Origin of the sequence: Streptomyces sp. TLI_185, assembly GCF_003814765.1 — a bacterium.
In the GTDB taxonomy this organism is placed as follows: Bacteria; Actinomycetota; Actinomycetes; order Streptomycetales; family Streptomycetaceae; genus Streptomyces.
Window position 1 is genome coordinate 9392176 of record NZ_RKRB01000001.1, and the last position, 23561, is coordinate 9415736.

Annotated in this window: 22 protein-coding genes and 3 pseudogenes; 9 read left to right on the forward strand and 16 right to left on the reverse strand. The window is 70.7% G+C overall.

Annotation, left to right across the window (positions count from 1 at the left end; genetic code table 11):
- Window positions 1-97 precede the first annotated feature (97 nt).
- The 4 genes from EDD92_RS43140 to EDD92_RS43155 are packed head-to-tail and all read right to left on the reverse strand — an operon-like array spanning window position 98 to window position 5134.
- A complete protein-coding gene (locus EDD92_RS43140) occupies window positions 98-859 on the reverse strand; it encodes a carbohydrate ABC transporter permease (RefSeq protein ID WP_399185544.1) in 762 nt (253 codons plus the stop codon).
- Window positions 860-915: 56 nt separating this feature from the next.
- On the reverse strand, window positions 916-1887 hold the full coding sequence (locus EDD92_RS43145; protein ID WP_123969308.1) for a carbohydrate ABC transporter permease: 972 nt from the start codon (window positions 1885-1887) through the stop codon (window positions 916-918).
- 7 nt (window positions 1888-1894) lie between these two features.
- Window positions 1895-3142 carry an extracellular solute-binding protein gene (locus tag EDD92_RS43150; protein WP_123969309.1) on the reverse strand — a complete coding sequence of 416 codons (1248 nt, stop codon included), beginning with the start codon at window positions 3140-3142 and terminating at the stop codon, window positions 1895-1897.
- 39 nt (window positions 3143-3181) lie between these two features.
- The gene (locus EDD92_RS43155) at window positions 3182-5134 is read right to left on the reverse strand and encodes a glycoside hydrolase family 127 protein (RefSeq protein ID WP_123969310.1); all 1953 of its coding nucleotides are present in this window, start codon (window positions 5132-5134) and stop codon (window positions 3182-3184) included.
- A 243-nt stretch (window positions 5135-5377) separates the two neighbouring features.
- Between EDD92_RS43155 and EDD92_RS43160 the strand changes: the two genes are divergently transcribed.
- The 3 genes from EDD92_RS43160 (at window position 5378) to EDD92_RS43170 (ending at window position 8279) form a co-directional block, all read left to right on the forward strand.
- The gene (locus tag EDD92_RS43160; protein WP_123969311.1) at window positions 5378-6400 is read left to right on the forward strand and encodes a LacI family DNA-binding transcriptional regulator; all 1023 of its coding nucleotides are present in this window, start codon (window positions 5378-5380) and stop codon (window positions 6398-6400) included.
- Between the two features lie 54 nt (window positions 6401-6454).
- On the forward strand, window positions 6455-7243 hold the full coding sequence (locus tag EDD92_RS43165) for a hypothetical protein (RefSeq protein WP_260327165.1): 789 nt from the start codon (window positions 6455-6457) through the stop codon (window positions 7241-7243).
- Between the two features lie 76 nt (window positions 7244-7319).
- Window positions 7320-8279, forward strand: a complete 960-nt coding sequence (locus EDD92_RS43170; protein ID WP_123969313.1) for a class I SAM-dependent methyltransferase — start codon at window positions 7320-7322, stop codon at window positions 8277-8279.
- 438 nt (window positions 8280-8717) lie between these two features.
- Here EDD92_RS43170 and EDD92_RS43175 read toward each other — a convergent pair whose 3' ends face one another.
- Window positions 8718-9563 (reverse strand): helix-turn-helix transcriptional regulator, encoded by an 846-nt coding sequence (locus EDD92_RS43175; RefSeq protein WP_123969314.1) that lies wholly within the window; start codon window positions 9561-9563, stop codon window positions 8718-8720.
- 101 nt (window positions 9564-9664) lie between these two features.
- On the opposite strand from EDD92_RS43175, the gene EDD92_RS43180 reads away from it, so the two are divergent.
- The gene (locus tag EDD92_RS43180; RefSeq protein ID WP_123969315.1) at window positions 9665-10372 is read left to right on the forward strand and encodes an SDR family oxidoreductase; all 708 of its coding nucleotides are present in this window, start codon (window positions 9665-9667) and stop codon (window positions 10370-10372) included.
- 137 nt (window positions 10373-10509) lie between these two features.
- Window positions 10510-11463 (forward strand): aminoglycoside phosphotransferase family protein, encoded by a 954-nt coding sequence (locus EDD92_RS43185; protein ID WP_123969316.1) that lies wholly within the window; start codon window positions 10510-10512, stop codon window positions 11461-11463.
- Between the two features lie 82 nt (window positions 11464-11545).
- Here EDD92_RS43185 and EDD92_RS43190 read toward each other — a convergent pair.
- Window positions 11546-11777: pseudogene (locus tag EDD92_RS43190) on the reverse strand (epoxide hydrolase); the annotation flags it as partial.
- A 273-nt stretch (window positions 11778-12050) separates the two neighbouring features.
- Here EDD92_RS43190 and EDD92_RS43195 point away from each other — a divergent pair.
- The 3 genes from EDD92_RS43195 to EDD92_RS43205 all read left to right on the forward strand — a co-directional run bounded on the left by EDD92_RS43195 (window position 12051) and on the right by EDD92_RS43205 (window position 14212).
- Window positions 12051-12653 carry a hypothetical protein gene (locus tag EDD92_RS43195; protein ID WP_311736800.1) on the forward strand — a complete coding sequence of 201 codons (603 nt, stop codon included), beginning with the start codon at window positions 12051-12053 and terminating at the stop codon, window positions 12651-12653.
- Window positions 12654-12819: 166 nt separating this feature from the next.
- Window positions 12820-13437, forward strand: coding sequence for a sigma-70 family RNA polymerase sigma factor (locus EDD92_RS43200; protein ID WP_123969317.1), 618 nt, complete (start codon window positions 12820-12822; stop codon window positions 13435-13437).
- Window positions 13438-13603: 166 nt separating this feature from the next.
- On the forward strand, window positions 13604-14212 hold the full coding sequence (locus EDD92_RS43205) for an ABC transporter ATP-binding protein (RefSeq protein ID WP_399185146.1): 609 nt from the start codon (window positions 13604-13606) through the stop codon (window positions 14210-14212).
- Here EDD92_RS43205 and EDD92_RS43210 read toward each other — a convergent pair.
- The 4 genes from EDD92_RS43210 to EDD92_RS43225 are packed head-to-tail and all read right to left on the reverse strand — an operon-like array spanning window position 14188 to window position 17396.
- Complete coding sequence (locus EDD92_RS43210) at window positions 14188-15273, reverse strand: ABC transporter ATP-binding protein (protein ID WP_123969318.1); 1086 nt, start codon at window positions 15271-15273, stop codon at window positions 14188-14190. The two genes, EDD92_RS43205 and EDD92_RS43210, sit on opposite strands and share 25 nt — an antisense overlap.
- Window positions 15270-16133 carry a molybdate ABC transporter permease subunit gene (modB, locus tag EDD92_RS43215; RefSeq protein WP_123969319.1) on the reverse strand — a complete coding sequence of 288 codons (864 nt, stop codon included), beginning with the start codon at window positions 16131-16133 and terminating at the stop codon, window positions 15270-15272. Before modB ends, EDD92_RS43210 begins: the two co-directional genes overlap by 4 nt.
- Window positions 16130-16954, reverse strand: coding sequence for a molybdate ABC transporter substrate-binding protein (modA, locus tag EDD92_RS43220; RefSeq protein WP_123969320.1), 825 nt, complete (start codon window positions 16952-16954; stop codon window positions 16130-16132). The genes modB and modA overlap by 4 nt, the downstream gene beginning before the upstream one ends.
- A 31-nt stretch (window positions 16955-16985) precedes the next feature.
- Window positions 16986-17396, reverse strand: coding sequence for a molybdopterin-binding protein (locus EDD92_RS43225; protein WP_185124317.1), 411 nt, complete (start codon window positions 17394-17396; stop codon window positions 16986-16988).
- Between the two features lie 138 nt (window positions 17397-17534).
- Here EDD92_RS43225 and EDD92_RS43230 point away from each other — a divergent pair, with 138 nt between their 5' ends.
- Complete coding sequence (locus EDD92_RS43230) at window positions 17535-18017, forward strand: molybdopterin-dependent oxidoreductase (RefSeq protein ID WP_123969321.1); 483 nt, start codon at window positions 17535-17537, stop codon at window positions 18015-18017.
- Between the two features lie 414 nt (window positions 18018-18431).
- On the opposite strand, the pseudogene EDD92_RS43240 reads toward EDD92_RS43230, so the two are convergent.
- From EDD92_RS43240 to EDD92_RS43265, 6 genes and pseudogenes are all read right to left on the reverse strand, one after another.
- Window positions 18432-18858: pseudogene (locus EDD92_RS43240) on the reverse strand (aldehyde oxidase); the annotation flags it as partial.
- Window positions 18857-19047: pseudogene (locus EDD92_RS51710) on the reverse strand (allantoin permease); the annotation flags it as partial. The pseudogenes EDD92_RS43240 and EDD92_RS51710, both read right to left, overlap by 2 nt.
- A gap of 158 nt (window positions 19048-19205) precedes the next feature.
- A complete protein-coding gene (locus EDD92_RS43250; RefSeq protein WP_123969322.1) occupies window positions 19206-19952 on the reverse strand; it encodes a GntR family transcriptional regulator in 747 nt (248 codons plus the stop codon).
- Complete coding sequence (locus EDD92_RS43255; RefSeq protein WP_123969323.1) at window positions 19945-21111, reverse strand: acyl-CoA dehydrogenase family protein; 1167 nt, start codon at window positions 21109-21111, stop codon at window positions 19945-19947. Before EDD92_RS43255 ends, EDD92_RS43250 begins: the two co-directional genes overlap by 8 nt.
- Before the next feature lie 26 nt (window positions 21112-21137).
- A complete protein-coding gene (locus EDD92_RS43260; protein WP_123969324.1) occupies window positions 21138-22328 on the reverse strand; it encodes a CaiB/BaiF CoA-transferase family protein in 1191 nt (396 codons plus the stop codon).
- On the reverse strand, window positions 22325-23539 hold the full coding sequence (locus tag EDD92_RS43265; RefSeq protein WP_123969325.1) for an MmgE/PrpD family protein: 1215 nt from the start codon (window positions 23537-23539) through the stop codon (window positions 22325-22327). The genes EDD92_RS43260 and EDD92_RS43265 overlap by 4 nt, the downstream gene beginning before the upstream one ends.
- Window positions 23540-23561 lie beyond the last annotated feature (22 nt).

A 23561-nucleotide genomic window follows, 5' to 3' on the forward strand; every position in this document is an offset into this window, starting at 1 on the left:
GCCGATATGCGGCTCCGCCGCGCGGGCGCGACCAGCCACGACGAGGCCGCAGACACAAGACGACCCATAGCGGCACGACCAGCGGGGCGCGGAGCGCTCAGTCCTTCACCGCACCCGCGGTCACACCCGCAGCCACATAGCGCTGCGCGAGCACCAGCAGTACGGCAGCCGGGACGGACGCGACGACGGCGGTCGCCATGATCGCGTTCCACTCCTGATTGTTGTTGCCGATGTACTTGTAGATGCCGAGGGTGATCGGCCTCAGATCGCCGCCGCCGTCGAGGGTGTTGGCGAAGACGAAGTCGGACCAGGCCCACAGGAAGCTGAACAGCGAGACGGTGACCAGGGCGTTGCGGCTCACCGGCAGCACCACCGACCAGAACGTGCGGAAGGTGCCCGCGCCGTCGATGCGGGAGGCGGCGATGAGCTCGCCGGGGATGCCCGACATGAACGCCGTGAAGATCATGACGCCGAACGGCACGGCGATGGTGGAGTCCGCGATGATCAGGCCCCACCAGGAGTTGAGCAGACCGAAGTCCAGGAACATGCCGTAGAAGCCCATCGCCATGACGATCCCGGGGATCATCTGCGCGATCAGCAGCCCCAGGCCGAGCGCCCCGCCCCCGCGCGGTCGGAGTTTCGCCAGCGAGTAGCCGGCCGGGGCGGCGAGCAGCAGGGTGAGGCCGACCGTGCCCAGGCCGATCAGCAGGCTCGTGCCGAGATACGGCAACTGGTCGTCGAGGACGGCCTTGTAGCCCTCGAAGGTGGGGTGCAGCGGGAACAGGTCGGGCGGGTCCTTGCGCATGTCCTGCTGCGGGGTGAGGGACACGTTCAGCATCCAGTACACCGGGAACAGCATCAGCGCGGTGAGGACAAGCCCGATGACCGTGTAACGACGGCCCTTGGAGGTGGACTTCACGCTTCCTGCCTCCTCTGGACGCGGATGTACAGCAGCCCGAAGACGAGCGCGATGAGGATGAGGATGTTGCCGACCGCCGCGCCGGGCCCGAACTTGGGCAGCAGCGTGCCGAAACCCAGCTGGTACGACCAGGTCGCCAGGGTGGACGAGGCGTCGCCCGGACCGCCCTTGGTCATGATCCAGATCAGGTCGAACACCTTGAGGGTGTAGACGAGCCCGAGCAGCAGGGTGATCGCGGAGACCGGGCGCAGCAGCGGGAAGGTGATCCGGCGGAACTGCTGCCAGGCGCTCGCCCCGTCCAGTGCCGCCGCCTCGTACAGGTCGGCGGGGATGTTCTGCAGGCCGCTGTAGAGGATGACCAGGTTGAACGGGATGCCGATCCAGATGTTCGCGACGATCACCGACGACAGCGCCCAGTCCGGCGAGGTGAGCCAGCCGACCGGGTCCACGCCGAAGAAGTGCAGGAAGTAGTTCACCACCCCCGACTCGCTGTTGAACATCCACGACCACGTCGACGCCGACACGATCAGCGGCAGCAGCCACGGGATCAGGAACAGCGCGCGCAGGGTGGGCGCGAGCCGGAAGTGCCGGTTGAAGAAGACCGCGAGGGCGAGCCCGATGACGTACTGGAAGGCGATCGACACGAAGGTGAAGATCATCGTGTGCCGCATCGCCGGCCCGAACGTCGGGTCGTCCAGGACCTTCTGGAAGTTGTCCCAGCCGGAGAACGGCGCATCCCCCGCCACGAACGACCGGACGGTGTAGTCGCGCAGGCTCAGGTCGAGGTTGCGGTAGAGCGGATAGACGTAGAAGGCGGCGAGGTAGGCGAGGAGGGGTGTCACGAAAGCGAGCGCGGTGAGTCGGCTCCTGCGCCGGTGACGGCGGCGCAGGGACAGCGTGTCGGTGCCGCTCGCCCCCGCCGCGGCGGACGCAGCCCGCCGCGGACGGTCGACCCGGGCGATGGTCATGCCGGCCCTAGCCCTTCTGCGCGCTCGACTGGGCCGTGTCCAGCGCGTCCTGCGGGCTCTTGCTGCCCGACAGCGCGGCCTGGACGGCGGTCCACATCGGCTGGGAGATGGTCGGGTACTTCGTGCCCAGACCGCCGCTGGTACGGCCGCGGGCCGCGGCCACCGCGTCCACCCACGGCTTCAGCTTCGGGTTCTGCTTCACCTGCTCGGCCTGGACCACGGCCGTCGGTGCGACGTACTGCAGTGTCGTGTCGGTGGGCAGCAGGTTCGTGTCGCTGGTCAGACAGGTGACGATCTTCTTGCTGACGTCGTAGCGCCCGGTGTCCTTCTGTACGGGCACGGTCACGAACTCGCCGCCCGTCGGCACGGGCGCCGAACCGCCGTTCTGGCCAGGGATGTTGACGATCCCGTAGTCGAAGCCGGCCTTGGCCGCGTTGCCCAGCTGCCAGGTGCCGTTCTCACTGAACGCGTAGTCGCCGGTCGCGAACTCCTGCCAGCTGGTCGTCTGCGTGTTCTGCAGGACGTCCTTGGGGGCGTATCCGGCGTCCACCCACTGCTTCCACAGGGAGAGAGCCGCAACTCCCTTGGTGGAGTTGAGCTTTGTCAGATCGCCGCCCGCGCCCCAGAACCACGGCAGGAACTGGAAGCTGCCCTCCTCCGTGTTGATCGCAGAGAACGTGATTCCCTTCTTCCCGGCCGACTTGACCTTCTTGAGGGCGGCCGTGAGGGAGTTCCAGTCCTTGATGGAGGCCGCGTCGACACCGGCGGCGGAAAGCACCTTCTTGTTGTAGTAGAGCGCGAGTGTGTTGGCGCCGATGGGCACGCCGTACGGGGCGTTGTCGATGGTGCCCGCGCCGATGATGTTCTTCTGGATCGACTTCGTGTCCAGGCCGAGATCGCTGGTCTTGTTGAGGATTCCGGCCTCCACCAGCGTGGAGACGACCGGGTTGTCCACCAGCATCACATCGGGCGCGTTGCCCTGCTGGGCCGCCAGCAGCGCCTTGTTGCCGAGGTCGGTGGTGTCGTACGGGGTGCGCTTGAGCTTCACCCCGGCCTTCGTCCCGCACCCGGTCACCAGCTTGCCCCAGGCCGAGGAGGCGTCGAACTGCGGGTAGGGGTCCCAGAAGGTGTACGTCCCGCCGGCCTTGCCGGAGGAGGAGTCCGAGGAGCCGGAGCCGCCTGAGCAGGCGGTCAGCAAGGCGAGCGTGCCGACGGCGGCGAGCGCGGCGAGAAGAGTGCGGCGGGTGGGTATCACGGGGTGACCTCGTTGTCGTAGAGCGAAGTTGAGGGTGTGTCAGGACGTGGGCAGCCAGACGCGCATGGCGCCGTCCTGCCGGTTGGCCCAGGCGTAGTAGGGGATCGCCGTGAGCTCGACGGACTCGCCGTCCGTGGGGGCTTCATCGGTGCCGGCCGGCCGGTACGGCCACCAGCCCGCATCGGGGATGTCGCGCCGCCGCCCGGCCGCCACGATCGTGGTGACCCCGCCGAGCAGGTCCGGGCGGTGCTTGACGGCGAGCGGACGGCTCGGGTCGAGGACGAGGTCGTCGAGCCCGCCGCCCGGGTGGTCGACCTGCTCCAGGCAGTACACGAGCGGCCCGCGTTCGATCGCCGCGCAGCCGCGCACGGCGTCCACGCGCGGGTCACCCGCCGTCAGCCGCGGCTCCAGACCGAGCTCGAGGACGACCTGGTCGCCCGGCGCCCAGGTGCGCTCGATGCGCAGCCAGCCCTCGTCGACCGGAGCGTCGGTCTGGTCGTACGTCACCTCGCCGCACCGCACCCGGAACTCTCGGCACCACTGCGGGATGCGCAGCGACAGCGACCAGAGCCGGTCGGCCGGGGTGTCCTCGACGGTGAGGGCGACCGTGCCGTGCCAGGGGTAGTCGGTCTCGGCGCGCACGGCGATCGGTCCGGCGCCGTAGCGGCCGGTGACGTACTGGTGGATCTGCAGACCGTCGTCGTCGCCGGTGGCGAGGTAGTGCTCAAGGCCGGCCAGCAGCCGCATCACGTTCGGCGGGCAGCAGGCACAGCGGAACCAGCGGGTGCGACGGGCCGACTGGTCGCCGCCGGGGTCGGTGTGGCCGTCGCGGACCTGCAGCGGGTTGACGTACAGCCAGCGTTCGCCGTCCAGCGACACCCCGGCGAGGAAGCCGTTGAAGAGGGTGCGCTCGATCAGGTCGCCGTAGCGGGCCTCACCGGTGAGCAGGGCCATGCGCCAGCTCCACTGGACGGAGGCGATGGCGGCGCAGGTCTCGCAGTAGGCGCGCTCGTTGGGCAGTTCGTACGGGTCGCCGAAGTCCTCCCAGTCGTGGTGGGCGCCGAGACCGCCGGTGAGGTGGGTCTTGGTGGTGGTCATGGCGTGCCACAACCGCTCGGCGGCGGCGCGGAGTTCGCCGTCCCCGGTCTCGGTGGCGAGGTCGGTGGCGGCGGCCAGCAGGTACAACTGCCGTACGGCGTGGCCCTCGACGTTCGTCGCCTCGCGCAGCGGCACACGGTCCTGGCAGTAGGCCTCGCCGCCGAGCAGACCGTGGCCGTGCCGGTCGACGAAGTAGCCGGCGAGGTCCAGGTAGCGGCGCTCGCCGGTCTCCCGGTACAGCTCGACCAGGGCCGTCTCGACTTCGGGGTGGCCGTCGATGCCGTCGATCTCCTTGCCGCTGCCGGGCGGGCCGAACACCGAGTCGATGTGGTCGGCGAACCTGCGGGCCACGTCGAGGAGTTCACCGCGTCCGGTGGCCCGGTGGTGGGCGACCGCCGCCTGGATGAGATGGCCCGCGCAGTACAGCTCGTGGCCCCAGCGCAGGTCCTGGTACCGCTCGCCGCCCTTGACCAGCTGGAACCAGGTGTTGAGATAGCCGTCCGGCTGCTGGGCGGCGGCGACCAGCGAGATGATCCGCTCCACCTCGGATTCGAGCTCCGAAGGGGACGCGGATTGCGGCTCCGCAGGCGGCTGTTGGGCCAGTTGCCAGGCCGCGGCCTCCAGCCACTTGTAGACATCCGTGTCCACGAACGGGTACGCGCCCTCGAACTCGCCCTCGGCCGCGCCCGCCGCCAGCCGCAGGTTGTGCAGGTTGCCCGCGGACTCCAGCAGGCCGGGGCCCTGTGGGACGGAGGTGTGTGCGTTGACCTGGCGGCGGGTGTGCCAGAAGCCGTCGGCCACCTCGGCGGCGGCCGGGCGCAGGACGGCACGGGCCTCGGGGCCGAGGCGGACCGGTCCGGTGCGGGAGGGCTGGGTGGAGCGGGCGCGGGGCATGGCTCTCCGGGAGGTGAAGGGCGGGGCGGTGGGGCAGCAGCTGAACAAAACTGTGAGCAACCGTTTTCCTCGCCGACGAGTAGAGTGGAGCGAGGGATTCGCGGTCAATACTTCTGCACGAGTTTTCTCTTGTTGCTCAAGGACTGGTACGCCATCTGGCCGCCTGGCACCATGGGCCGCGCCCCACCTGACGATGAACGACCATTGATCGACGAAGAACGACCGCTGAGAAAAGGATTGCCCGTGACCGAAGCCGCTCCGCGATCCACCTTCGCCGGCCGGGCGAAGCTCGCCGACGTCGCCGCCCTCGCCGGCGTCAGCGTCGGCACGGCCTCCAAGGCGCTGAGCGGCAGCGGCCGGATGCGCCCGGAGACCCGGCAGCGGGTGCTGGACGCCGTGGAGACGCTCGGCTTCCGCCCCAACCAGCATGCGCAGAGCCTGCACACCGGGCGCAGCTGGACGGTCGGGCTGATGACGACGGACGGCATCGGCCGCTTCAGCACCCCCGTGCTGCTGGGCGCAGAAGACGCGCTGGGCGCCGGGAAGATCTCGGTGCTGCTGTGCGACACCCGGGGCGACACCATCCGCGAGCAGCACCATCTGCGCAACCTCATGGACCGCCGGGTCGACGGCATCATCGTCACCGGCCGCCGCACGGATCCCCGCCCGCCCCTGAAGGGCCTCGACGGCATCCCGGTCGTCTACGCGCTCTCCCCGTCCACCGACCCCTGCGACACCTCGGTGGTCTCGGACGACCGGGGCGGCGCCCACCTCGCCGTCGAGCACCTGCTCGCCACCGGACGCACGAAAATCGCCCACGTCACCGGCCCCGAACACCACGCGGCCGCCCGCGACCGCGCCCGCCACGCAGTCGACCTGCTCGCCCGCTCCTCCCTCCAACTCGCCACCGGACGCGTCCACTTCGGGGAGTGGAGCGAGGCCTGGGGCCGCCGGGCCGCCGACGCCGTCCTGCGCACGGCCCCCGACACGGACGCCGTCTTCTGCGGCAACGACCAGATCGCGCGAGGCGTGGCCGACGCACTGCGCGAGCGGGGCGTGGACGTACCCGGCCAGATCGCCGTCGTCGGCTACGACAACTGGGACACCATGGCCCTGGCCTGCCGCCCGCCGCTGACCACGATCGACATGGACCTCACCGAGATCGGCCGCATCGCCGCCCTGAAACTGCTGGAGGCCATCGACTCCGAGGCGGTCCCCGGGGTGCACACCGTGCCGTGCCGCCTGGTGGTGCGCGAGTCCACCTGAGGGCACCTGTCGCGGCGTTGACGGATGCCCGCCGGGGTCCGGACGATGATCGGCATGCGTTTCCTACGGCGACTGCGCGGCGACCTCTCCGCAGGAGAGAACCTTGAGCTCTACGTCACGGCGCTCCTCTCCCTGACCCTCGCCGTACTCGGCGTGTTCGACGTGGCCGGCGGCAAGGTCCTCGCCGCCGCCACCCTGGCGACGCTCGCCCTGCTGGCCGGGAGTCTGCTGGGCAGCCGACGCCAGATCGCCGACCTGGCCGCGGAGGTCCGGGCCGGCCGTTCCGGTGAGGTCTCCGCGGTGGACTTCTTCACCAGCGACAAGCCCGAGGCCGTCGAACAGGTCCGCGCCGCACGGGACATCAGGATCGTCGGCATCACCCTCGCCCGCACCCTGCGCAACCTCGTCGACGAACTGGAGCACCGCGCCACAGCCGGCGCAGTCGTCAAGGTGGCACTCATCGACCCCACGTCCACGGCACCCGCGGAGGCCGCCCGGCGCAGCATCATCGCCAACCGGCCCGAGGTCTACGAGAACCGGTTGCGCCCCTCGATCGACCTCCTCAAGGAACTCGTGGAGAGACCGGGCGTGGACGGCAGGGTCGAGGTCAGGTTCCTGCCCTTCGTGCCCGCCCACGGGCTGATGCTCCTCGATCCCGGACGGTCGAACGGAATCATCCACGTCGACGTCTACTCCCACAGCTCAGCCAGCGGCGACGCCGTCTTCACGGTGAAGCCGGGGCGCGACGGCCACTGGTACGAACACTTCCAGGCCGAGTTCGAGCGCGTGTGGGAATCCGGCCGCCCGGCCGGTGCCGGGGACGGCTTTCCCGGCGCCGGGTGACGGGGGCGGCGAGCTGTTCACTGGACGTTCAGGCGGGCGACAGTTTGTTCGGTCCCCAGTGAGTAGGTTCCCTTTCATGGCGACTGCACAAGCAACTGACAACAATCCCGGCGAGCTCAAAGACGTCCCGGGCTGGTTTCCGCCCTTGGACCAGGCCCTGTTCACCTGGTTCCTCGAGCGGCAGGAGACGCGTGGTTTCCGGGGCGACTTGCTCGAACTCGGCGCCTACATGGGCAAGAGCGCGATCCTGCTCGGCCAACACCGCCAGGACGGCGAGGAGTTCACCGTCTGCGACCTCTTCGGCGGCGACGCCCCGGACGGAGCCAACCGAGCCGAGACGGCGAAGTCGTACTCCTCACTCACCCGACAGGCCTTCGAGCGCAACTACCTCTCCTTCCACGACACCCTGCCCAGGGTGATCGAGGCCCCCACCTCCGTGATCTCGAAGGAAGTGGCCCCGGGCAGCTGCCGCTTCGTCCACATCGACGCCTCGCACCTGTACGAGCACGTCCACGACGACATCGGCGCCGCCCGCGACCTCCTGGTGCCCGACGGCATCGTCGTCCTCGACGACTTCCGCTCCGAGCACACCCCCGGCGTCTCGGTCGCCACCTGGGAGGCCGTGCTCAACCGCGGACTGCGCCCCATCTGTCTCAGCACCCAGAAGCTGTACGGCACTTGGGGTGATCCCGAACCGGTGCAGGAGGAGCTGCTGGCGATGCTCAGGGACCGTACGGACGTCGGACTGAGCGTCCAGGAGGCCGCGGGGCACTGTCTGGTCCGCACCCGCGCCCAGAAGGGAATGCAGCCGCCGCCCTTCCCGCGCTCCCGGCACTACACGGCGCCCGAGTCGCCCAAATCCCCGGCGCGGGCCGCTGCCCCCGCTCCCGCCGCCCCTCCGGCTTCCGCGACCCGCCGCCCCCGCTCCCGGGTCCGTCGCATCGGCGTGGACCTGCTGCCCCCGATCGTCACCCGGGCGATACGCAGGGCTCTCGCGCCCGGAGCTCAGGGCGCCCCGCGGCGTGTGGCACGTTGAGCGGCGGCGCGCGGTGGGCGTCGCGGCCTGCGAACAAGCCCCGCCTGCGTTGTGGCGCCGGTTCGCAGGCTGTCAGCCGCGCGTGAGGCCGTTGGTGCAGTAGTCCCAGATCTCGTCCGCGGTGAGCGGGTGGGTCCCCTCCTGCCCGCTCGACCGGGCGTTTGAACGTGACCGTCTGCAGGGTGATGGCGGCCATCCGGCGCGCCGTGAAGCCCGAACGCAGCAGATGGACGTCCTCGAGCTCCTCCATCAGCTCGGTGAACAGTGCGAGCAGCGGCGCGTTCGCGACCCGCGTCTCGGCCGGGCGCGAGACCGGCAGGCGCAGCGCGAAGTCCGTGCACAGCGGACGCTGCGTGCGGTCGAGCGTTCCACCCGGGCCGCCAAGCGTCGAGAGCTCGCGTCCTGGCCCGTCCGGGGAACCCCCTGGCCGAAGCTCCGCTAGACCTTCCCGGCCAGGTTCTGCGTGCCGATCACGGAGATGAGATCCAGCTTCTCGGCGGCCTCGGTGCCCGGTTCGGCGGAGTAGACGAGGATGTGCAGGTCGTTCTCCTCCACCCGGAGCAGGTCGCAGTCCAGCGTGAGCACGCCCACCTGCGGATGCTCGACCGTCTTGCGCGAGGCCGCCAGCCGGCCGACGACACCCGCGTCCCACAGCTGGGCGAACCGCTCGCTCTTCACGCGCAACTCCGCTATCAGACGCCGCAGTTGACGGTCGGTCGGATAACGCGCGGCGGTCGTCCGCAGCTCGGAGACCATGCCGACCTGGAAGGCATTCCACTCCTCCGGCGTGTGCCGCACTCGGCTCGGCAAGCCGAGGAAGTTGCGCCACACGCCGTTGCGTTCGAACCCGCGCAGGCCCGACGGGTCGCCCATCAGCGCCGCGTACATCGGGTTGGCCAGCAGCAGCGTCATGGCCGCGTCGGAGACCGCGACAGGCGTGTCCACCAGCCGGTCCAGCAGCCGCTGGACGCTGGGCGTGATGAACCCGGGCACCATGTCGGGACCCGGCGGCACCAGCTCGGCAAGGCCGTACAGATACGCGCGCTCGTCCCCGGACAGCCGCAGCGCCCGGGCCAGCGCCTCGACGACCTGCCCGGAGGGATTGGCCGCCCGCCCCTGCTCGAGACGCGTGATGTAGTCGGCCGAGATCCCGGCGAGCAGGGCCAGCTCCTCGCGCCGCAGACCGGCCGCCCGCCGGTGGCCGCCGGAGGGCAGCCCCGCCGCCTCCGGGGCGACCCGGTCGCGCCAGCGCCGCAGCGCCCGTCCGAGTTCCGTCGCCGTCATGCCCCCAGTGAACACCGCGGGCCGCACATGTGCCTGGTACTCCGAGTCCCAGGAAGAAGGGTCTCCTGGCTGATCGGGGTGGCGCGCCGCAGTCTGGACGCATGACGACAACACTGATCACCGGAGCCAACAAGGGCATCGGCCACGAGGCCGCCCGCCAGCTCATCGCCGCAGGTCACACCGTGTACGTGGGGGCCCGCGATGCCGAGCGCGGACGCCGGGCCGCCGAACAGCTGGGCGCACGCTTCGTCCTGCTCGACGTCACCGACGACGCCACGGTCGAGGCCGCGGCCAAGACCATCGCGGCCGACGGCGGACTCGATGTACTGATCAACAACGCCGGGATCGAGACCCGCGGCGAGGGAAACAGCGTGCCCACCGCCGAGACCGTGACCGCCGACCAGATGCGGAACACCTTCGAGACGAACGTCTTCGGCGTCGTCCGCGTCACCCACGCCTTCCTGCCCCTGCTGCAGCGCTCGGCCGCGCCGGTCGTGGTCAACGTCAGCAGCGGCCTGGCCTCGCTGACCTATCTCTCCGACCCCGACCACCCCGCGCACTTCTACCCGGGCGTCGCCTACCCGACGTCCAAGACGGCGGTCAACATGCTCACCGTGCAGTTCGCGAAGGCGTTCCCGAACATGCGGATCAACTCCGTCGAGCCCGGTTTCACCAAGACGGACCTCAACGGCAACACCGGCACCCAGACCGTCGAGCAGGCCGCCCGGGTCATCGTGCGCATGGCGCAGGTCGCGCCCGACGGACCCACCGGCGGCTTCTTCGACGTCAACGGCCCGCTGCCCTGGTGACCTGTCGGACCGCGGACGCCGGGCAGTCGGGCGACGACGGCCTGAACGGTGAGGCGCGCCCGCTCCCGGTGCGTGCGGGCGAGGTACAGCCCGAAAATGCCCAGTGAGGCCGGTGTGGCTGCTGGTCCAATACGCGGATGGAGAACATTCCGAACGCGGAAACCTCACTCTCCGACCGATGGCTCGCGTACTTCGCCGAGTGCGGGCACATGGGCGTCCGCCGTATCGGCGCTGGTGTTGAGGGCGTCGTCTACGGACTGGGCGAGGGCCGAGTCGCCAAGGTGTGGAGCGGCAGGCCGCCGGCCGACTTCGAGCTCGCCCGCCAGGTGTACGCGGAGATTGCGCGGCACCCGTTGCCGTTCTCCACCCCGGAGATCCTGGACGTTGAGGACCACGAGGGCGTCCTGGTGACGTACGAGCGTGAGCTGCCCGGGCTCGCGATGCGGGTCGACTCCGCACACGCGGACTATGAGCGCGAGCTGTCCACCCAGCACACCGATGCGCTACTTGCCGTTCTGCGTGGTCTGGCCTCCGTGCCCGGCACCGAGGCCATGCGCCAGTTGACTGTCCAGGGTGACGATCGTCCACTGTGGCGCGGTCACGACTGCTTCCGCAACGCGCTCGCGGCTCTGGTCGCCCGGGCCACAGCCCGGCACGGTACTGCCCTGACTGCCTACGTGTCCGATTTCTACGCAGGAGTTGAACGCACGCAAAAGGCACTGCGCTCACTCCCTGACGCCCCGGTGACAGCGATCCACGGCGACCTCGTCCCGCCCAACATCCACGTCGACGCGGCCGGCCGGCCCGTGGCGGTGCTGGACTTCGGCTTCTACACAACCGCAGGCGACCCGTCCTTCGAGGCCGCCGTCACCGCTGCCATCTGGGACATGTACGGGCCGCACGCCGAGGAGCACACCGCGGAACTCACCCGGCTCTTCGCCGACGAGCTCGGGTACGCGCCAGAAACCCTCACCACGTATCAGGCCGCATACGCTCTGACCACATACGACCTTTTCGGCATGGACGACAGCGACGGGCACTTCCGGTGGTGCGCAGAACAGCTACGGCGCAACGCTGTGTTCAACGCCTGAAGCGAACGTCCCGGACGATTGCTCCACTGGGCCGGCACCTCGCAGCGCTGCAAACGATGCCCCGCGCGCCACGGGAAATGTCCCCGGCTTCGGGCGATTTCCATCGGTCGATCCGCCGGTACCGCTCCGTGCCCAGGGGCGCGGACACTTCTCGATGTCGCGGGGGATACATACTGTTGGCTGACGGGACGCCGACCCGAAGTTCTGGATCGAGCGAGTGTGTGACTTTCGTAGTGGATGCGGGCCCCCGATGCGCCGGTTCGCGTCAGCCAGTACAGGGCGACGTCGTCCAGAACGCGGTCCATGGAAATCGTCACTGGCCCTCCCCTCGCGCTGTTCGCCCTGACGCTGTGGCCGCGCGAGACCATCCACCCGGAGCGCATCGGCTCCTGCACATGCGCCTTCCTGGGGAGATGTCGGGCCGAAGTCCCGCCGAGTTCCCGCCGATTTCCGTGGTCTGGATCACACCCTGTGAATTGAGCGGGGGCACCTGTGGGATTCCGTACCCCTGCATGACGTGTGACGCCCGGATGCAAGGATGAGGCGCCATGACAGCAGGGTGATGTTCTCGCACGATACGGGCCGCGGTGTTCGCGGCCGTCTGTGTGCTGCTCGCCGCCCTGGGCCACACCCTGATGTCCGGCAGCGATGTGCCTGCCTGGACGCTGGCCGCCGGAGCGGCCGGAACCAGCGGCGTGGGTTGGTGTCTGGCGGGCCGTGAGCGCGGGCTGCCGTTGATCGTGGCGGTCGTGGTCGCCGCGCAGACGGTGCTGCACGAAGCGTTCTCGTTCGCCCAGTCGACGACCGAGGCAGTCGGCTCGTCGGCCTCCATGGACATGAGCGGCTTGGGCTCGATGCACATGGACTCCATGGACATGACCCACATGGATCACATGGGTCATGCAGCGACCGGCACTTCGCCGTCGGCCGGGATGCTCCTCGCCCATCTTGTGGCCGCGCTGCTGTGCGGGCTGTGGTTGGCGTACGGCGAGAAGGCCGCCTTCCGTATCCTCCGGGCCGTCGCCGGATGGCTGGCCGCACCGCTACGGCTGCTGCTCGCCCTGCCGGACACCCCGGAGCGCCCACGCCCGGACCTGCGGCGCCGCCGCTCGCACCGAGCGCCGCGTCTTCTCCTGCTCGTCCACGCGATCACCTCTCGGGGGCCTCCCATGGGGACGGCTGTCGCCTGACGACAGCTGGCTTCCCGAGGCTGCCCGTGCGCGCCTCGGGCCACGGCCGTACGGCCGCACCGGCGCCGTAGCGCCCTTGTGCCGTAGGCCGAACCCCCACTCACCGGACCGCTCGCGCCCTCGCGCGCCCCGGTCCGGATCACGGTCGACCCGAGAAGGACACCAGGTGATCACCTCTGCCTCGCCGACCTCGCGCGCCACACAGGACAGAGCGGCGGCGCTCGACGAGTCGATCACGGCCTGGGCGCTCGCCGCCCGGGGCGGCGATGCGGACGCCGTCGAGCAGTTCGTGCGCGCCCTGCAGCGCGATGTCCAGCGCTACGTCGCGCACTTGTGCGCCGACCCGCAGGCCGTGGACGACCTCGCGCAGGACACGTTCCTGCGCGCACTCGGCAGCCTGCACCGCTTCGAGGGCCGCTCCTCGGCGCGTGCGTGGCTGCTGTCCATCGCCCGCCGGGCCGTCATCGACAGCTACCGCTACGCCGCCGCCCGGCCCCGCCTGTCCGACGTGCCGGACTGGCAGCTGGCCGTCGAACTGTCCCAGCCGCGCGACCTGCCCGGCTTCGACGACGGCATCGCCCTGCTGGACCTGCTGGCTGCCCTGCCCGAGGAGCGCCGAGAGGCGTTCGTCCTCACCCAGCTGGTCGGTCTCCCGTACGCGGAGGCCGCCGAGGTCAGCGACTGCCCGATCGGCACGGTCCGCTCCCGCGTGGCCCGCGCCCGGGCGAGCCTGATGGATCTGCTGGAGGAATCGGAGGAGCCCGCCGGGCTGACGGCGGGCTGAGCCGCGCTCGCAGGAGGGTGTCGGGGCGGTCGCCCCGGCACCCTCGGCGGCACTCATTCAGAAGCCCGACCACGCACGTCAGACCAGCCGCGCGCCGCGACGCGCCGTACAGCGGCCGTCCTTCAGGACGCGGCGGCGACACCACCGGCCAGACGTCGCCGAGATCGTGGCCCTCGGCCGCGCACCTCACCACGGGCTGCTCGGCCGTGACGGACCCGAGGATCACGGAGCCTTGTCGGACGCCATCGACCGCTGCGGCGTACGGCCCTTCGCGGACCGCGACTACGCCTCCCCCACCGGCGGCGAACGCCAACGCGTGCTGCACGCACGGGCGTTGGCGCAGGAGCCAGAGCTCCTCGTGCTGGACGAGCTCACCAACCACCTCGACATCCGGGCCTGGTTCGAACTCCTGGACCTGATCCGCGCCACCGGCGTCACCACCCTCGCCGTGCTCCACGACCTCGACCTCGCCGCCCGCCTCTGCGACCACCTGGTTGTCCTGCGGGACGGAGGCGTCGCGGCGGCGGGCCCGGTCCTGGAGGTGCTCACCCCCGACCTCCTCGCCGCCGTCTTCGGCGTCCGCGCGAGAACCGAACAGCATGGCAGGCGTCGGGTGATTTGTTCACCTTTGGGGGTGCTGTGCGCCCACCGTAGCCCTGCGGAGGCGCGCCTCGCGCGCGTCGTCGCAACGGCGAGGCAGAGGCCGAGCCACAGCTCACAGATCCCGCCCGACGGGTTCGGCGGGTCACCTCAGGCGGGGTACGCGTGCGTCTGAGCCGCCTTCACCGCCGCCCAGACCGTGGCGCCGGGGTGCAGGTCGAGTTCCGCGGCGGCGACCGTGGTGAGGTCGGCGGCGAGGGGGAGTTCGCCGGTGAGAGCGGCGCGGATCTGGTCGCCGTGGGTCTCCAGGCCGGCCACCTCGCACTGCCAGAGGTTGCGGGCGCTGGCGCCGGTGGGACGGTCCCGGTACAGGGTGACCGCGCTGGGCGGGAAGGCCACGAAGACCGGGCCGGTGAGGTCCTCCTCGGTCGTGATGCCGGGTCCGCCTTCGAGGCGCACCATGTGGCCTTCGGCCTCCCCCCGGTAGAGGTTCAGGCCGACCAGGTGGGCGATGTAGTCGGTGCGGGGGTGGCGGGCGATGTGTGCGGGGGTGCCCTCCTGGACGATACGGCCGTCCTCGATGACGACCAGGTGGTCGGCCAGGACCATCGCGTCCAGTGGGTCGTGCGTGACGAGTACGGCGACGGCCTCGAAGTCGGCCAGGTGGTGGCGGAGCTGGGCCCGGATGTCGAGGCGGGTGCGGGCGTCGAGGGCGGCGAGCGGTTCGTCGAGGAGCAGCAGGCGCGGGTTGGTGGCGAGGGCCCGGGCGAGGGCGACGCGCTGGGCCTGGCCGCCGGAGAGGTGGCGGGGTTTTGCCCCGGCGTGGCCGGTGAGGCCCATGCGCTCCAGCCATACGGCAGCCCCGGCGCGGGCCTCGGCCTTGGTGGCGCCGTGGCAGCGCGGCCCGAAGGCCACGTTGTCCAGTGCGGTGAGGTGCGGGAAGAGCAGGTAGTCCTGGAACACGACGCCGACCGGGCGGGACTCGGGCGGCGTACGGTCCAACTCGACGCCGTCCAGCCGCAGATGGCCGCCGGTGAGCGGGACGAGTCCGGCCAGGGCGCGCAGGGCGGTGGTCTTGCCGGCGCCGTTGGGGCCCAGGAGGGCGACGACGTCACCGGGCGCCGCGCTCAGTGTCACGTCGAGGCGGAAGGAGCCGCGCTCGACCAGCAGCCGCGCATCAAGCCCCTCGCCGGTGAGGGTGGGAGCGCCCACGGCGGCCTTGTCGATGTCGGTCATGAGGCGGTCATCCAGCGGTCTCGCAGCCCTGCCAGCACCGCGATCGACACGGCGAGCAGGACCAGGCTGAGGGCGATCGCCGCCTCCGGGTCGTTCTGGAGGGCGAGGTAGACGGCGAGGGGCATGGTCTGGGTACGGCCGGGGAAGTTGCCGGCGAAGGTGATCGTCGCACCGAACTCGCCCAGCGCCCGCGCCCAGGCCAGCACGGCGCCCGCCGCGACACCGGGGGCGATCAGCGGCAGGGTGACCCGGCGGAAGGCGGTGAAGCGGGAGGCGCCGAGCGTGGTGGCCGCCTCCTCGTAGCGCGGGTCGGCCGCCCGCAGGGTGCCCTCGACGCTGATGACCAGGAACGGCATTGCCACGAATGCTTCGGCGACCACGACTCCCGCAGTGGTGAACGGCAGGGTGACGCCGAACCAGGAGTCCAGCCACTTCCCGACGACCCCATTGCGCCCGAGCGCCATGAGCAGCGCCACGCCGCCCACCACGGGCGGCAGGACGAGCGGCAGGGTGACCAGGGCCCGTACGACACCCCGTCCCGGGAACTCGACCCGGGCCAGTAGCCAGGCCAGCGGCACCCCGATCACCAGGCTCACCGCGGTCGCCGCCGTCGCGCAGACCAGGGACAGCTGTAGCGCCTGCCACACCTCGGTACTGGTGAGCAGGTCGGGCATGCTCCGCCACGGGGCCCGGATCAGCAGGGCGACGAGCGGCAGGATCAGGAAGGCCAGGCCGATCAGCGCGGGCAGCAGGAGAGGCAACGGGGCGCCCCCGTGCACACCCTTGAGGACACGCCGGCGCCGCGGGCCACCCGTGACGGTGTCCGCGGCGTCGGTCCTGTCCGGGGAGGAAGAGGTCACGGCTTGAGGAATCCGGCCTCGGTCAGGACCTTCTGGCCCTCGGCGGACTGCACCAGGGCGATGAACGCCTTGGCGGCCTCCGCGTTGGGCGCGTCCTTGAGGAGGGTGATCGGATAGTCGTTGACGGCGTGGGCGGACTCGGGGAACTCCACGCCCCGCACCTTGCTGCCCGCCGCCTTCACATCGGTCTTGTAGACGACCGCGGCGTCGGCCTCCTTCAACACCACCTTGTTCAAGGCGGACTTGACGTCCTCCTCGTAGGAGACCGGGGTCAGCTTGAGCTTGCTCGCGTCCAGCGCCTTCTGCGCGGCGGCGCCGCAGGGCACCGTCTTGTCGCACAGCACGACCTTCAGCGAGGACTTGGTGAGGTCCTTGAGGGAGGCGACCTTGTCCGGGTTGCCCGGCAGGGTGGCGATCTCCAGCTGGTTGCGGACGAAGGTGGCGGGCGTGCCGACCGCGTCCTTCTTGTCCGTCACGATCTTCATCGTCTTGGGGCTCGCGGCGGCGAACACGTCGGCCGGGGCGCCGCCGGTGATCTGTGCGGCGAGGGTGTCACTGCCACCGAAGCTGAAGGTCACCTTGGTGCCCGGGTGGGCCTTCTCGAACTCCTGGCCCAGTGTTGTGAAGCTCTCCTTGAGCGAGGCGGCGGCGAAGACGGTCACCGTGCCCGACAGCTTCGGCGACGAGGACGCCGACGCCGAAGGGCCGGACTTGGTGGAGTTCGAGTCGGAGGACGAACAGGCGCTCAGGGCCAGCAGCGCGGCGGTGCTCACGCCGGTCACCTGCAGCATCCGGCGGTTCCGACGCACGGAACGGGTCATCACGGGTCCACTCCCTCTGGTCCTGACGGACTCAGCCACGGTCTTGCGACCTTTTCCACGGTCTCTCGACGACCACGTTGGTCGACTTGATCACGGCTACCGCCGGAACACCGGGCTCCAGCTTCAGCTCCTCAGCCGACACTCGGCTGACCATGGCCACCACCCGGAACGGTCCGGCCTGGATCTCCACCTGCGCGGAGACGTCCCCGAGAATCACGTCGGTGACGATGCCGGACAACCGGTTGCGTGCCGAGGAGCCGGTGGACTCCCGTTCCGCCCGATGTGTCTCGCGGGCGTGGGCCGCAAGAGCCGGCCCGGGGATGATCCGGTGGCCGAGCTCGTCGCGTTCGGCGGTCAGCTTCCCTGCGTCGACCAGACGCCGCACGGTGTCGGGGCTCACGCCGAGTAAGGCGGCCGCGTCCCCGATCCGGTAGGTGTGCATGCGCCGATCATACTGCCGCAGATGCAAGGCGAAAGTCTGCTGTCACATCGCATGAGCCGGGCCTGTGATCTGATGACATGGCATGTGCGTTTCTACGGGAGGGTGGGCCGGGTACGGTCATGCGGGAGGTGGTAGCCCGTGAGTCAAACCCTCGCAGCTGCCCGTACGGCCGCCGGACCCGCGGCGGAACTCGTCCTCACCGGCGACCTGGACCGACCGGCCCGGCTGACGGTGCCCGAGCTGCGCGCCTGGTCCCAGCACCGTGCCGACGTCGCCTTCGAGTGCGCCACCAGCGGCGTCCAGCACCACACCTTCACCGGCCCGCTTCTGCACGACGTCCTCATGGACGCGGGCCCTGTCTTCGATCCCGCCCGCCGCAAGGACCGCCTCCGCTTCCTCATCGCCGTGCACGGCATGGACGGCCACCACACGCTGCTCTCCTGGGCCGAGATCGACCCCGACTTCGGCCGCGCCCCCGTACTCCTCGCGGTCACCCTCGACGACACCCCGCTCGACCGTGCCGGCGCCCAGCTCGTCCTGCCCCAGGACCGCTGCGGCGCCCGCTATGTCAGCGGCATCGACGCCATACGCGTGGACGGCGGATACACCGCATGGGCCTGACGGCGACCAGAGGAGCACGGTCAAGCCCGATCCAGCGGCGAACGACGTCCTGGCCCTGGAACACGCGCCGCACGAGGGCCCGTACGCCATCGGTACGGCGCTGAAGGCGGCCGGCCTGCGCCTGCGCACGTGCCGCATCTGGGCGGGCGACCCAGTCCCCGACACCCTGGACCGCATCGCCGCCCTGGTGGTGAGGGGCGGGGCCTCTGCCGCTCATGAGCCCTTCTCCGGCCGTGCGGAGAAACCCCCGAGCACCGGCACCTCGGCCTCCAAGGCGGCCCGCAGTACAGCCGTGTGCCTGGGCGCGCAACCACCGACAAGGCCGGGCGCACCTTCCACTTGATCCTGGAGGTCCAACTCGTCGACCGGGGACGGGAGTTCGGCGGGTTCTACGAGGAGCTGCCCACCCTCTGATCACGAGGCCCTGCTCACGCTCCCTTCCGTCACACCCGCATCACGCAACCTCAGCCATACCCGGTCGCGTGTCAGCGGCACTTCGGTCAGGCGGACGCCGGACGCGTCGCACAGGGCGTTGACGAAGGCGGGAGCGACCGGGTTGAAGGGGCTCTCGCTCATCGACTTCGCGCCGACGGGGCCGATGGCGTCCGTGGTTCCTGAACCACTGGGCGTTGAAGGCGACCGTGCGCGGGGTGCCGCTGAAGTGGCCGTCGGCGCTGAACTCGACGCCGACGGCGCGGGCGGCGGCGTACAGATCCTTCAACGTGAGACGGCCGCCGGGGTGCAGTACCGCCTCTTCCGCGAGTCGGCAGTCGGCGCACGGGACGCGCAGGTGGGCGGTGGCGAAGTCGAAGAGCATGTCGGCGAGGGCGCGGGAGGGTCTACGCGGTGGCCGGCAGTGCGTGGTCGCCGACCTTGTCCGTGCTCAGGCACAGGGAGCAGACGACCGCGTCGTGGGTGGCGCAGGCGGTGAGTTCGGGGCGCTCGGCTGGTGGCAGACATGGCAGTCGTACGTCGTCGCGCTCGGGTTGCCTTCGGCGTCGAGCAGCGGCTCGTTGATGCCGTCATGAGTCGTTGCGGCGGACCTGTATACGACATCGACCCCACGGCCGATCACGCCAGAAAGCGCTTGTTGCCGACGGTTCCGTTGACGTGGACACGATGTTTCCGCAGGTCCGGGCCTCTTGGATCGGGAGGGCGGCGAGAGCCGTCGGTGGGTGTCCGTGGACATCACTGACCGCTGCGCCGCAGCCGCACCCGGTACGAGTAGTGCTCGGGCAGGAAGTGGCTGATGGCCAGTTCGACGAGCTGACCGGCGACCGTCTGGTAGACGCGGTCGATGCGCAGCAGGGCGCGGCCCGGTTCGCAGCCCAGGTGTTCGGCGATCTCCGGCGTGGCTTCGGCGATGGTGATGCTCTGCTCGGCCTCCGCGATCGGTTCGGGCAGCCGCTGGTCGAGCAGGCCGATGACGGTGAAGGCGTTCGGCCTGCCCGGCAGCGTCAACTCATCAACGGACTCCAGCAGTTGGCCGACGGCGGGCGGCAGCCAGACCGACGTGTGGCAGAACGCGGCGTCCTCGTGCAGCCGTAGAAAGGCCAGCTTGTGCACCCGGTCCGTGTTCAGGCCCAGTCGTCCGGCCGCGTCGACGTCGACCCGTCGGTGCAGGGGTGTGACGACGTCCATACGGGTGTCGATGGACAGCCCCATCAGGTCGTCCACCGAGTCGAACTGCCGCAGGTACTGCTCCTCGCGAGACGTGGCGAACGTCCCGCGCCCCGGCACCCGGTAGACCAGTCCCTCGGCCACGAGGTCCTGGAACGCGCGGCGCACGGTCTGCCGACTCACCCCGTAGGTCTCGGCCAGCTCCGCCTCGGTGGGCAGCCGGACCCCGTCGGGGTAGTCGTGCCGCAGGATCGCCGCCCGCAACTCTCTCCCGAGCCGCGAGTACGTGCTCTCCCGCTGCGGTTGCTCAGCCATCGAGACCGCCCCTTGCCACCAACTGCGCGGCGATCACGTTCCGTTGGATCTCGTTCGTGCCCTCGCCGACGATCATCAGGGGCGCGTCGCGGAAGTACCGCTCCACGTCGAACTCCGTGGAGTAGCCGTAACCGCCGTGGATCCGCACGGCGTTGAGCGCGATCTCCATCGCTGTCTCCGACGCGAACAGCTTCGCCATGCCCGCCTCCATGTCGACCCGGCGCCCGGCGTCGGCCTCCCGGGCCGCGTACAGCGTCAGCTGGCGGGCGGCCATGAGCTTGGTCGCCATGTCGGCGAGGTAGTTGCCGATGGACTGGTGGCGCCAGATCGGCTTGCCGAACGACTCCCGTTCCTGGGCGTAGCGCAGCGAGTCCTCCAGGGCCGCCCGCCCCACGCCGAGGGCCCGGGCGGCGACCTGCAGCCGCCCGGTCTCCAGCCCCTTCATCATCTGGGTGAAGCCGTGGCCCTCCTCGCCGCCCAGCAGCGCGTCGGCCGGTACGCGGTGGTCCTCGAAGGACAACTCGCAGCTCTCGACGCCCTTGTAGCCGAGTTTGGGCAGGTCGCGGGAGACGACGAGGCCCGGTCCATGCTCGGCGAGCAGGACCGAGATGCCCGCATGGCGGGGAGTGGCGGCCGGGTCGGTCTTGCACAGCAGCGCGATCAGGCCGGCGCGGCGGGAGTTGGTGATCCAGGTCTTCGCCCCGTTGACGACGTACTCTCCGCCCTCGCGGCGCGCGACGGTGGTCATCGCCTGCAGGTCCGAACCGCCGCCCGGCTCGGTGAGCGCCATCGTGGCGCGCACCGCTCCGGTTGCCAGCCTCGGCAGATACCGCTGCTTCTGCTCCTGTGTGCCGTACAGCAGCAGGAGCCTGGAGACGACGGTGTGCCCGCCCATCGCTCCGGCCAGGCTCATCCAGCCGCGTGCGAGTTCCTCGGTGACGAGTACGAAGCACGGTGTGGAAACCGGGTTGCCGCCGTACTCCTCCGGGATTGCCAGGCCGTAGATGCCGAGTTCCTTCATCCGCTCGATGAGGTTCTCGGGATAGGTGTCGGTGTGCTCCAGCTGCTGGACGACGGGCTTGACGTCCCTGTCGACGAACTCCCGCACGGTCCGGACGACGAGGCGTTCGTCGTCGGTGAGGATGTCCAGGACGCTCATGGGGCGCAACTCCACATCGTCGGGGGTCAGATGACGGCGTCGGCGCGCAGCGCCCGGATGTCGTCGGGGGCGAGGCCGAGGCCGGTGAGGATCGCGTCCGTGTGCTCGCCCACCGCCGGCACGGGATCCATGCGTGCGGGGATGCCCGCGAGGTCGGCCGGTGGGAGCAGCGCCTGCACCGTCGCGCCGGGCACGGCCACCTCGCGCCAGCGCTCGCGCGCGGCCAGCACCGGATGGTCCAGGAACGCGGCGACGTCGTTGACCCCGGCGCCGGCGATGCCGATCTCCTCCAGGTTCTTCAGGATCTCCTCGGCGTCGGAGCGGGCGCAGCGCTCGGCGACGATCGCGTTGAGCTCGTCGCGGTGCGCGACGCGGTCGGAGCCCGTCACGAAGCGCGGATCGTTCGTCAACGCCGGCTCTCCGAGGAAGTCCGAGCACAGGGCGGCCCACTCGCGCTCGTTCTGGATGGAGAACAGCACCTGCTTGCCGTCGGCCGTCGTGAAGGCGCCGTACGGTGCGATGGTGGCGTGCTGGGTGCCGAGCCGGGCGGGCTGACTGCCGCCGTACCGCGTGTAGTTCGCGGGCTGGCCCATCCACTCCGCCAGCGCCTCGAACAGGGACACCTCCACCGGGTGCGTCCGGCCGGTGGTGGCCCGTGTGTACAGGGCGGTGAGGACGCCCGTGTAGGCGTACATCCCGGCGGCGATGTCGGCGACGGAGATCCCGACGCGCGCCGTCTCGTCCGCGGTTCCGGTGAGCGAGACCAGGCCCGTCTGGCACTGCACCAGCAGGTCGTACGACTTGCGGTCGGCCCACGGCCCGCTCGTGCCGTAGCCGGAGATCGTGCACGGGATCAGCCGCGGGTAGCGGTCGGCGAGCGCATCGACGCCGAGGCCCAGGCGGTCGGTGGCGCCGGGCGCGAGATTCTGTACGAACACGTCGGCGTCGTCGAGGAGTTGGTGCAGGATCTCCATGCCCCGTGGATCCTTCAGGTCCAGAGTGAGGGACTCCTTGGAGCGGTTGAGCCAGACGAAATAACTGGAGTGGCCGTGCACCGTCGTGTCGTAACGGCGCGCGAAGTCCCCTTCGCCCGGCCGCTCCACCTTGATGACCCGGGCGCCGAGATCGGCGAGCTGCCGGGTGGCGTAGGGAGCGGCCACGGCCTGCTCCAGGCTGACCACCGTGATGCCGGCCAGGGGAAGCTGGTGCACCGTCATGCCTCCTGGTCCTCGTAAGGGATGTACGGGAAGTGCTTCCGGAGCACCTCGGCCGCGTCCGTCCATGTCAGTCCGTCCAGCAGCGCCGGTACGTCCGTACCGCAGGCGGCGGCCTTGGCCCGCAGGTCGGTTTCGGACGGCGGACGCCCGGGCGCTCCGGGCGGCAGCGCCAGCTCGGTGTGCACCTCGCTGCCGTCGGCGAGGTCGATGCGCAGCGAGACCCGGCCGTCGAGGAGGGAACTGGTCTCGCCCGGCAGCAGGTCGGCGTGGACGCGATCGACGAGCCTTTGCGCCGACGGACGCCGCACCGCGTCGTCCGTGAAGCTGTCGAAGCCGGGGTAGTCGTCCAGCAGCGCCGCGGCCACCGCGTACGGCAGCGAGAACTTGCCTTCCAGGCCGGTCGCCGGGCGGTCGTGGATGAGCGGGTGGACGGTTCCCGCCGGTGTGCTCACGGTGACGGCGGTGACCTCACCGCCGACCCGGTCGCGCACCTCGCGCAGGGCGGCGATGGGCCGCTGCATGGCATAGCAGCAGGGGAAGAGCTTGACGGCCAGGCCTCCGGGGACGGCCGGGGCCGCGGGGCAGTCCGCGGTGGGCTTGCCGCCGACCCGCTCCAGCCAGGCCTCCAGGACCCGCGGATCGGCGGTGGCACCCGCCCGCGCCAGCCGTGCGGCGCGTACGCCCGCGTCGGCCGCGAACCCGGCCTGAAGCGACTTGCCGTGCGTCCCGAAGGCCTCCTGCCCGCCACCGGCGGCGGGCACGGCGAGCGCCATCGCGGTGGCCAGCCCCGTCACGTCCAGGCCGAGGGCAAGCCCGGCCGCGACCGCGGCTGCCGGGGCACCCGCCGTACAGGTCGCGTGCCAGCCGGCCGCGTAGTGGCCCCAGCCGAGCATCGCCCCGAGCCGTGCCATGACTCCCGCACCGGCGAGATACGCCCGGGCGTCGCCGCCGGCCGCGAGCACCGCCGGGACCGTGACCACGGAGATGTGAGTGGTCGTGTCGGTGTGCAGATCGTCGAAGTCGAGCACGTGCGCCATGGCCGCCCAGCGCGCTGCGTCCGGCAGCGGAGCGGTGAGGCTGCGCAGGGGATGGGCACGGGCGGCCAGCGCGACGGCCACGGTGTCGGCGAGGGCTCGCTCGGCGAGCGCCAGGTCGTCCGGCGTCGCGCGGTACGCGTGGGCCCACCGGGCGAGGGCGCGGGCGACTGTCAACGGTCCCCCCGGGGTTCGGTGC

What these genes read in the sequence shown, in the direction of transcription:
- modA (WP_123969320.1), bottom strand. Translation starts at nt 16,954, where the DNA reads ATGACCCGTTCCGTGCGTCGGAACCGCCGGATGCTGCAGGTGACCGGC.
- EDD92_RS43185 (WP_123969316.1), top strand. Translation starts at nt 10,510, where the DNA reads ATGGAGAACATTCCGAACGCGGAAACCTCACTCTCCGACCGATGGCTC.
- EDD92_RS43175 (WP_123969314.1), bottom strand. Translation starts at nt 9,563, where the DNA reads ATGACGGCGACGGAACTCGGACGGGCGCTGCGGCGCTGGCGCGACCGG.
- EDD92_RS43170 (WP_123969313.1), top strand. Translation starts at nt 7,320, where the DNA reads ATGGCGACTGCACAAGCAACTGACAACAATCCCGGCGAGCTCAAAGAC.
- EDD92_RS43145 (WP_123969308.1), bottom strand. Translation starts at nt 1,887, where the DNA reads ATGACCATCGCCCGGGTCGACCGTCCGCGGCGGGCTGCGTCCGCCGCG.
- EDD92_RS43260 (WP_123969324.1), bottom strand. Translation starts at nt 22,328, where the DNA reads ATGACGGTGCACCAGCTTCCCCTGGCCGGCATCACGGTGGTCAGCCTG.
- EDD92_RS43155 (WP_123969310.1), bottom strand. Translation starts at nt 5,134, where the DNA reads ATGCCCCGCGCCCGCTCCACCCAGCCCTCCCGCACCGGACCGGTCCGC.
- EDD92_RS43140 (WP_399185544.1), bottom strand. Translation starts at nt 859, where the DNA reads ATGCTGTTCCCGGTGTACTGGATGCTGAACGTGTCCCTCACCCCGCAG.
- EDD92_RS43255 (WP_123969323.1), bottom strand. Translation starts at nt 21,111, where the DNA reads ATGAGCGTCCTGGACATCCTCACCGACGACGAACGCCTCGTCGTCCGG.
- EDD92_RS43165 (WP_260327165.1), top strand. Translation starts at nt 6,455, where the DNA reads ATGCGTTTCCTACGGCGACTGCGCGGCGACCTCTCCGCAGGAGAGAAC.
- EDD92_RS43180 (WP_123969315.1), top strand. Translation starts at nt 9,665, where the DNA reads ATGACGACAACACTGATCACCGGAGCCAACAAGGGCATCGGCCACGAG.
- EDD92_RS43250 (WP_123969322.1), bottom strand. Translation starts at nt 19,952, where the DNA reads ATGGCTGAGCAACCGCAGCGGGAGAGCACGTACTCGCGGCTCGGGAGA.
- EDD92_RS43225 (WP_185124317.1), bottom strand. Translation starts at nt 17,396, where the DNA reads ATGCACACCTACCGGATCGGGGACGCGGCCGCCTTACTCGGCGTGAGC.
- EDD92_RS43210 (WP_123969318.1), bottom strand. Translation starts at nt 15,273, where the DNA reads ATGACCGACATCGACAAGGCCGCCGTGGGCGCTCCCACCCTCACCGGC.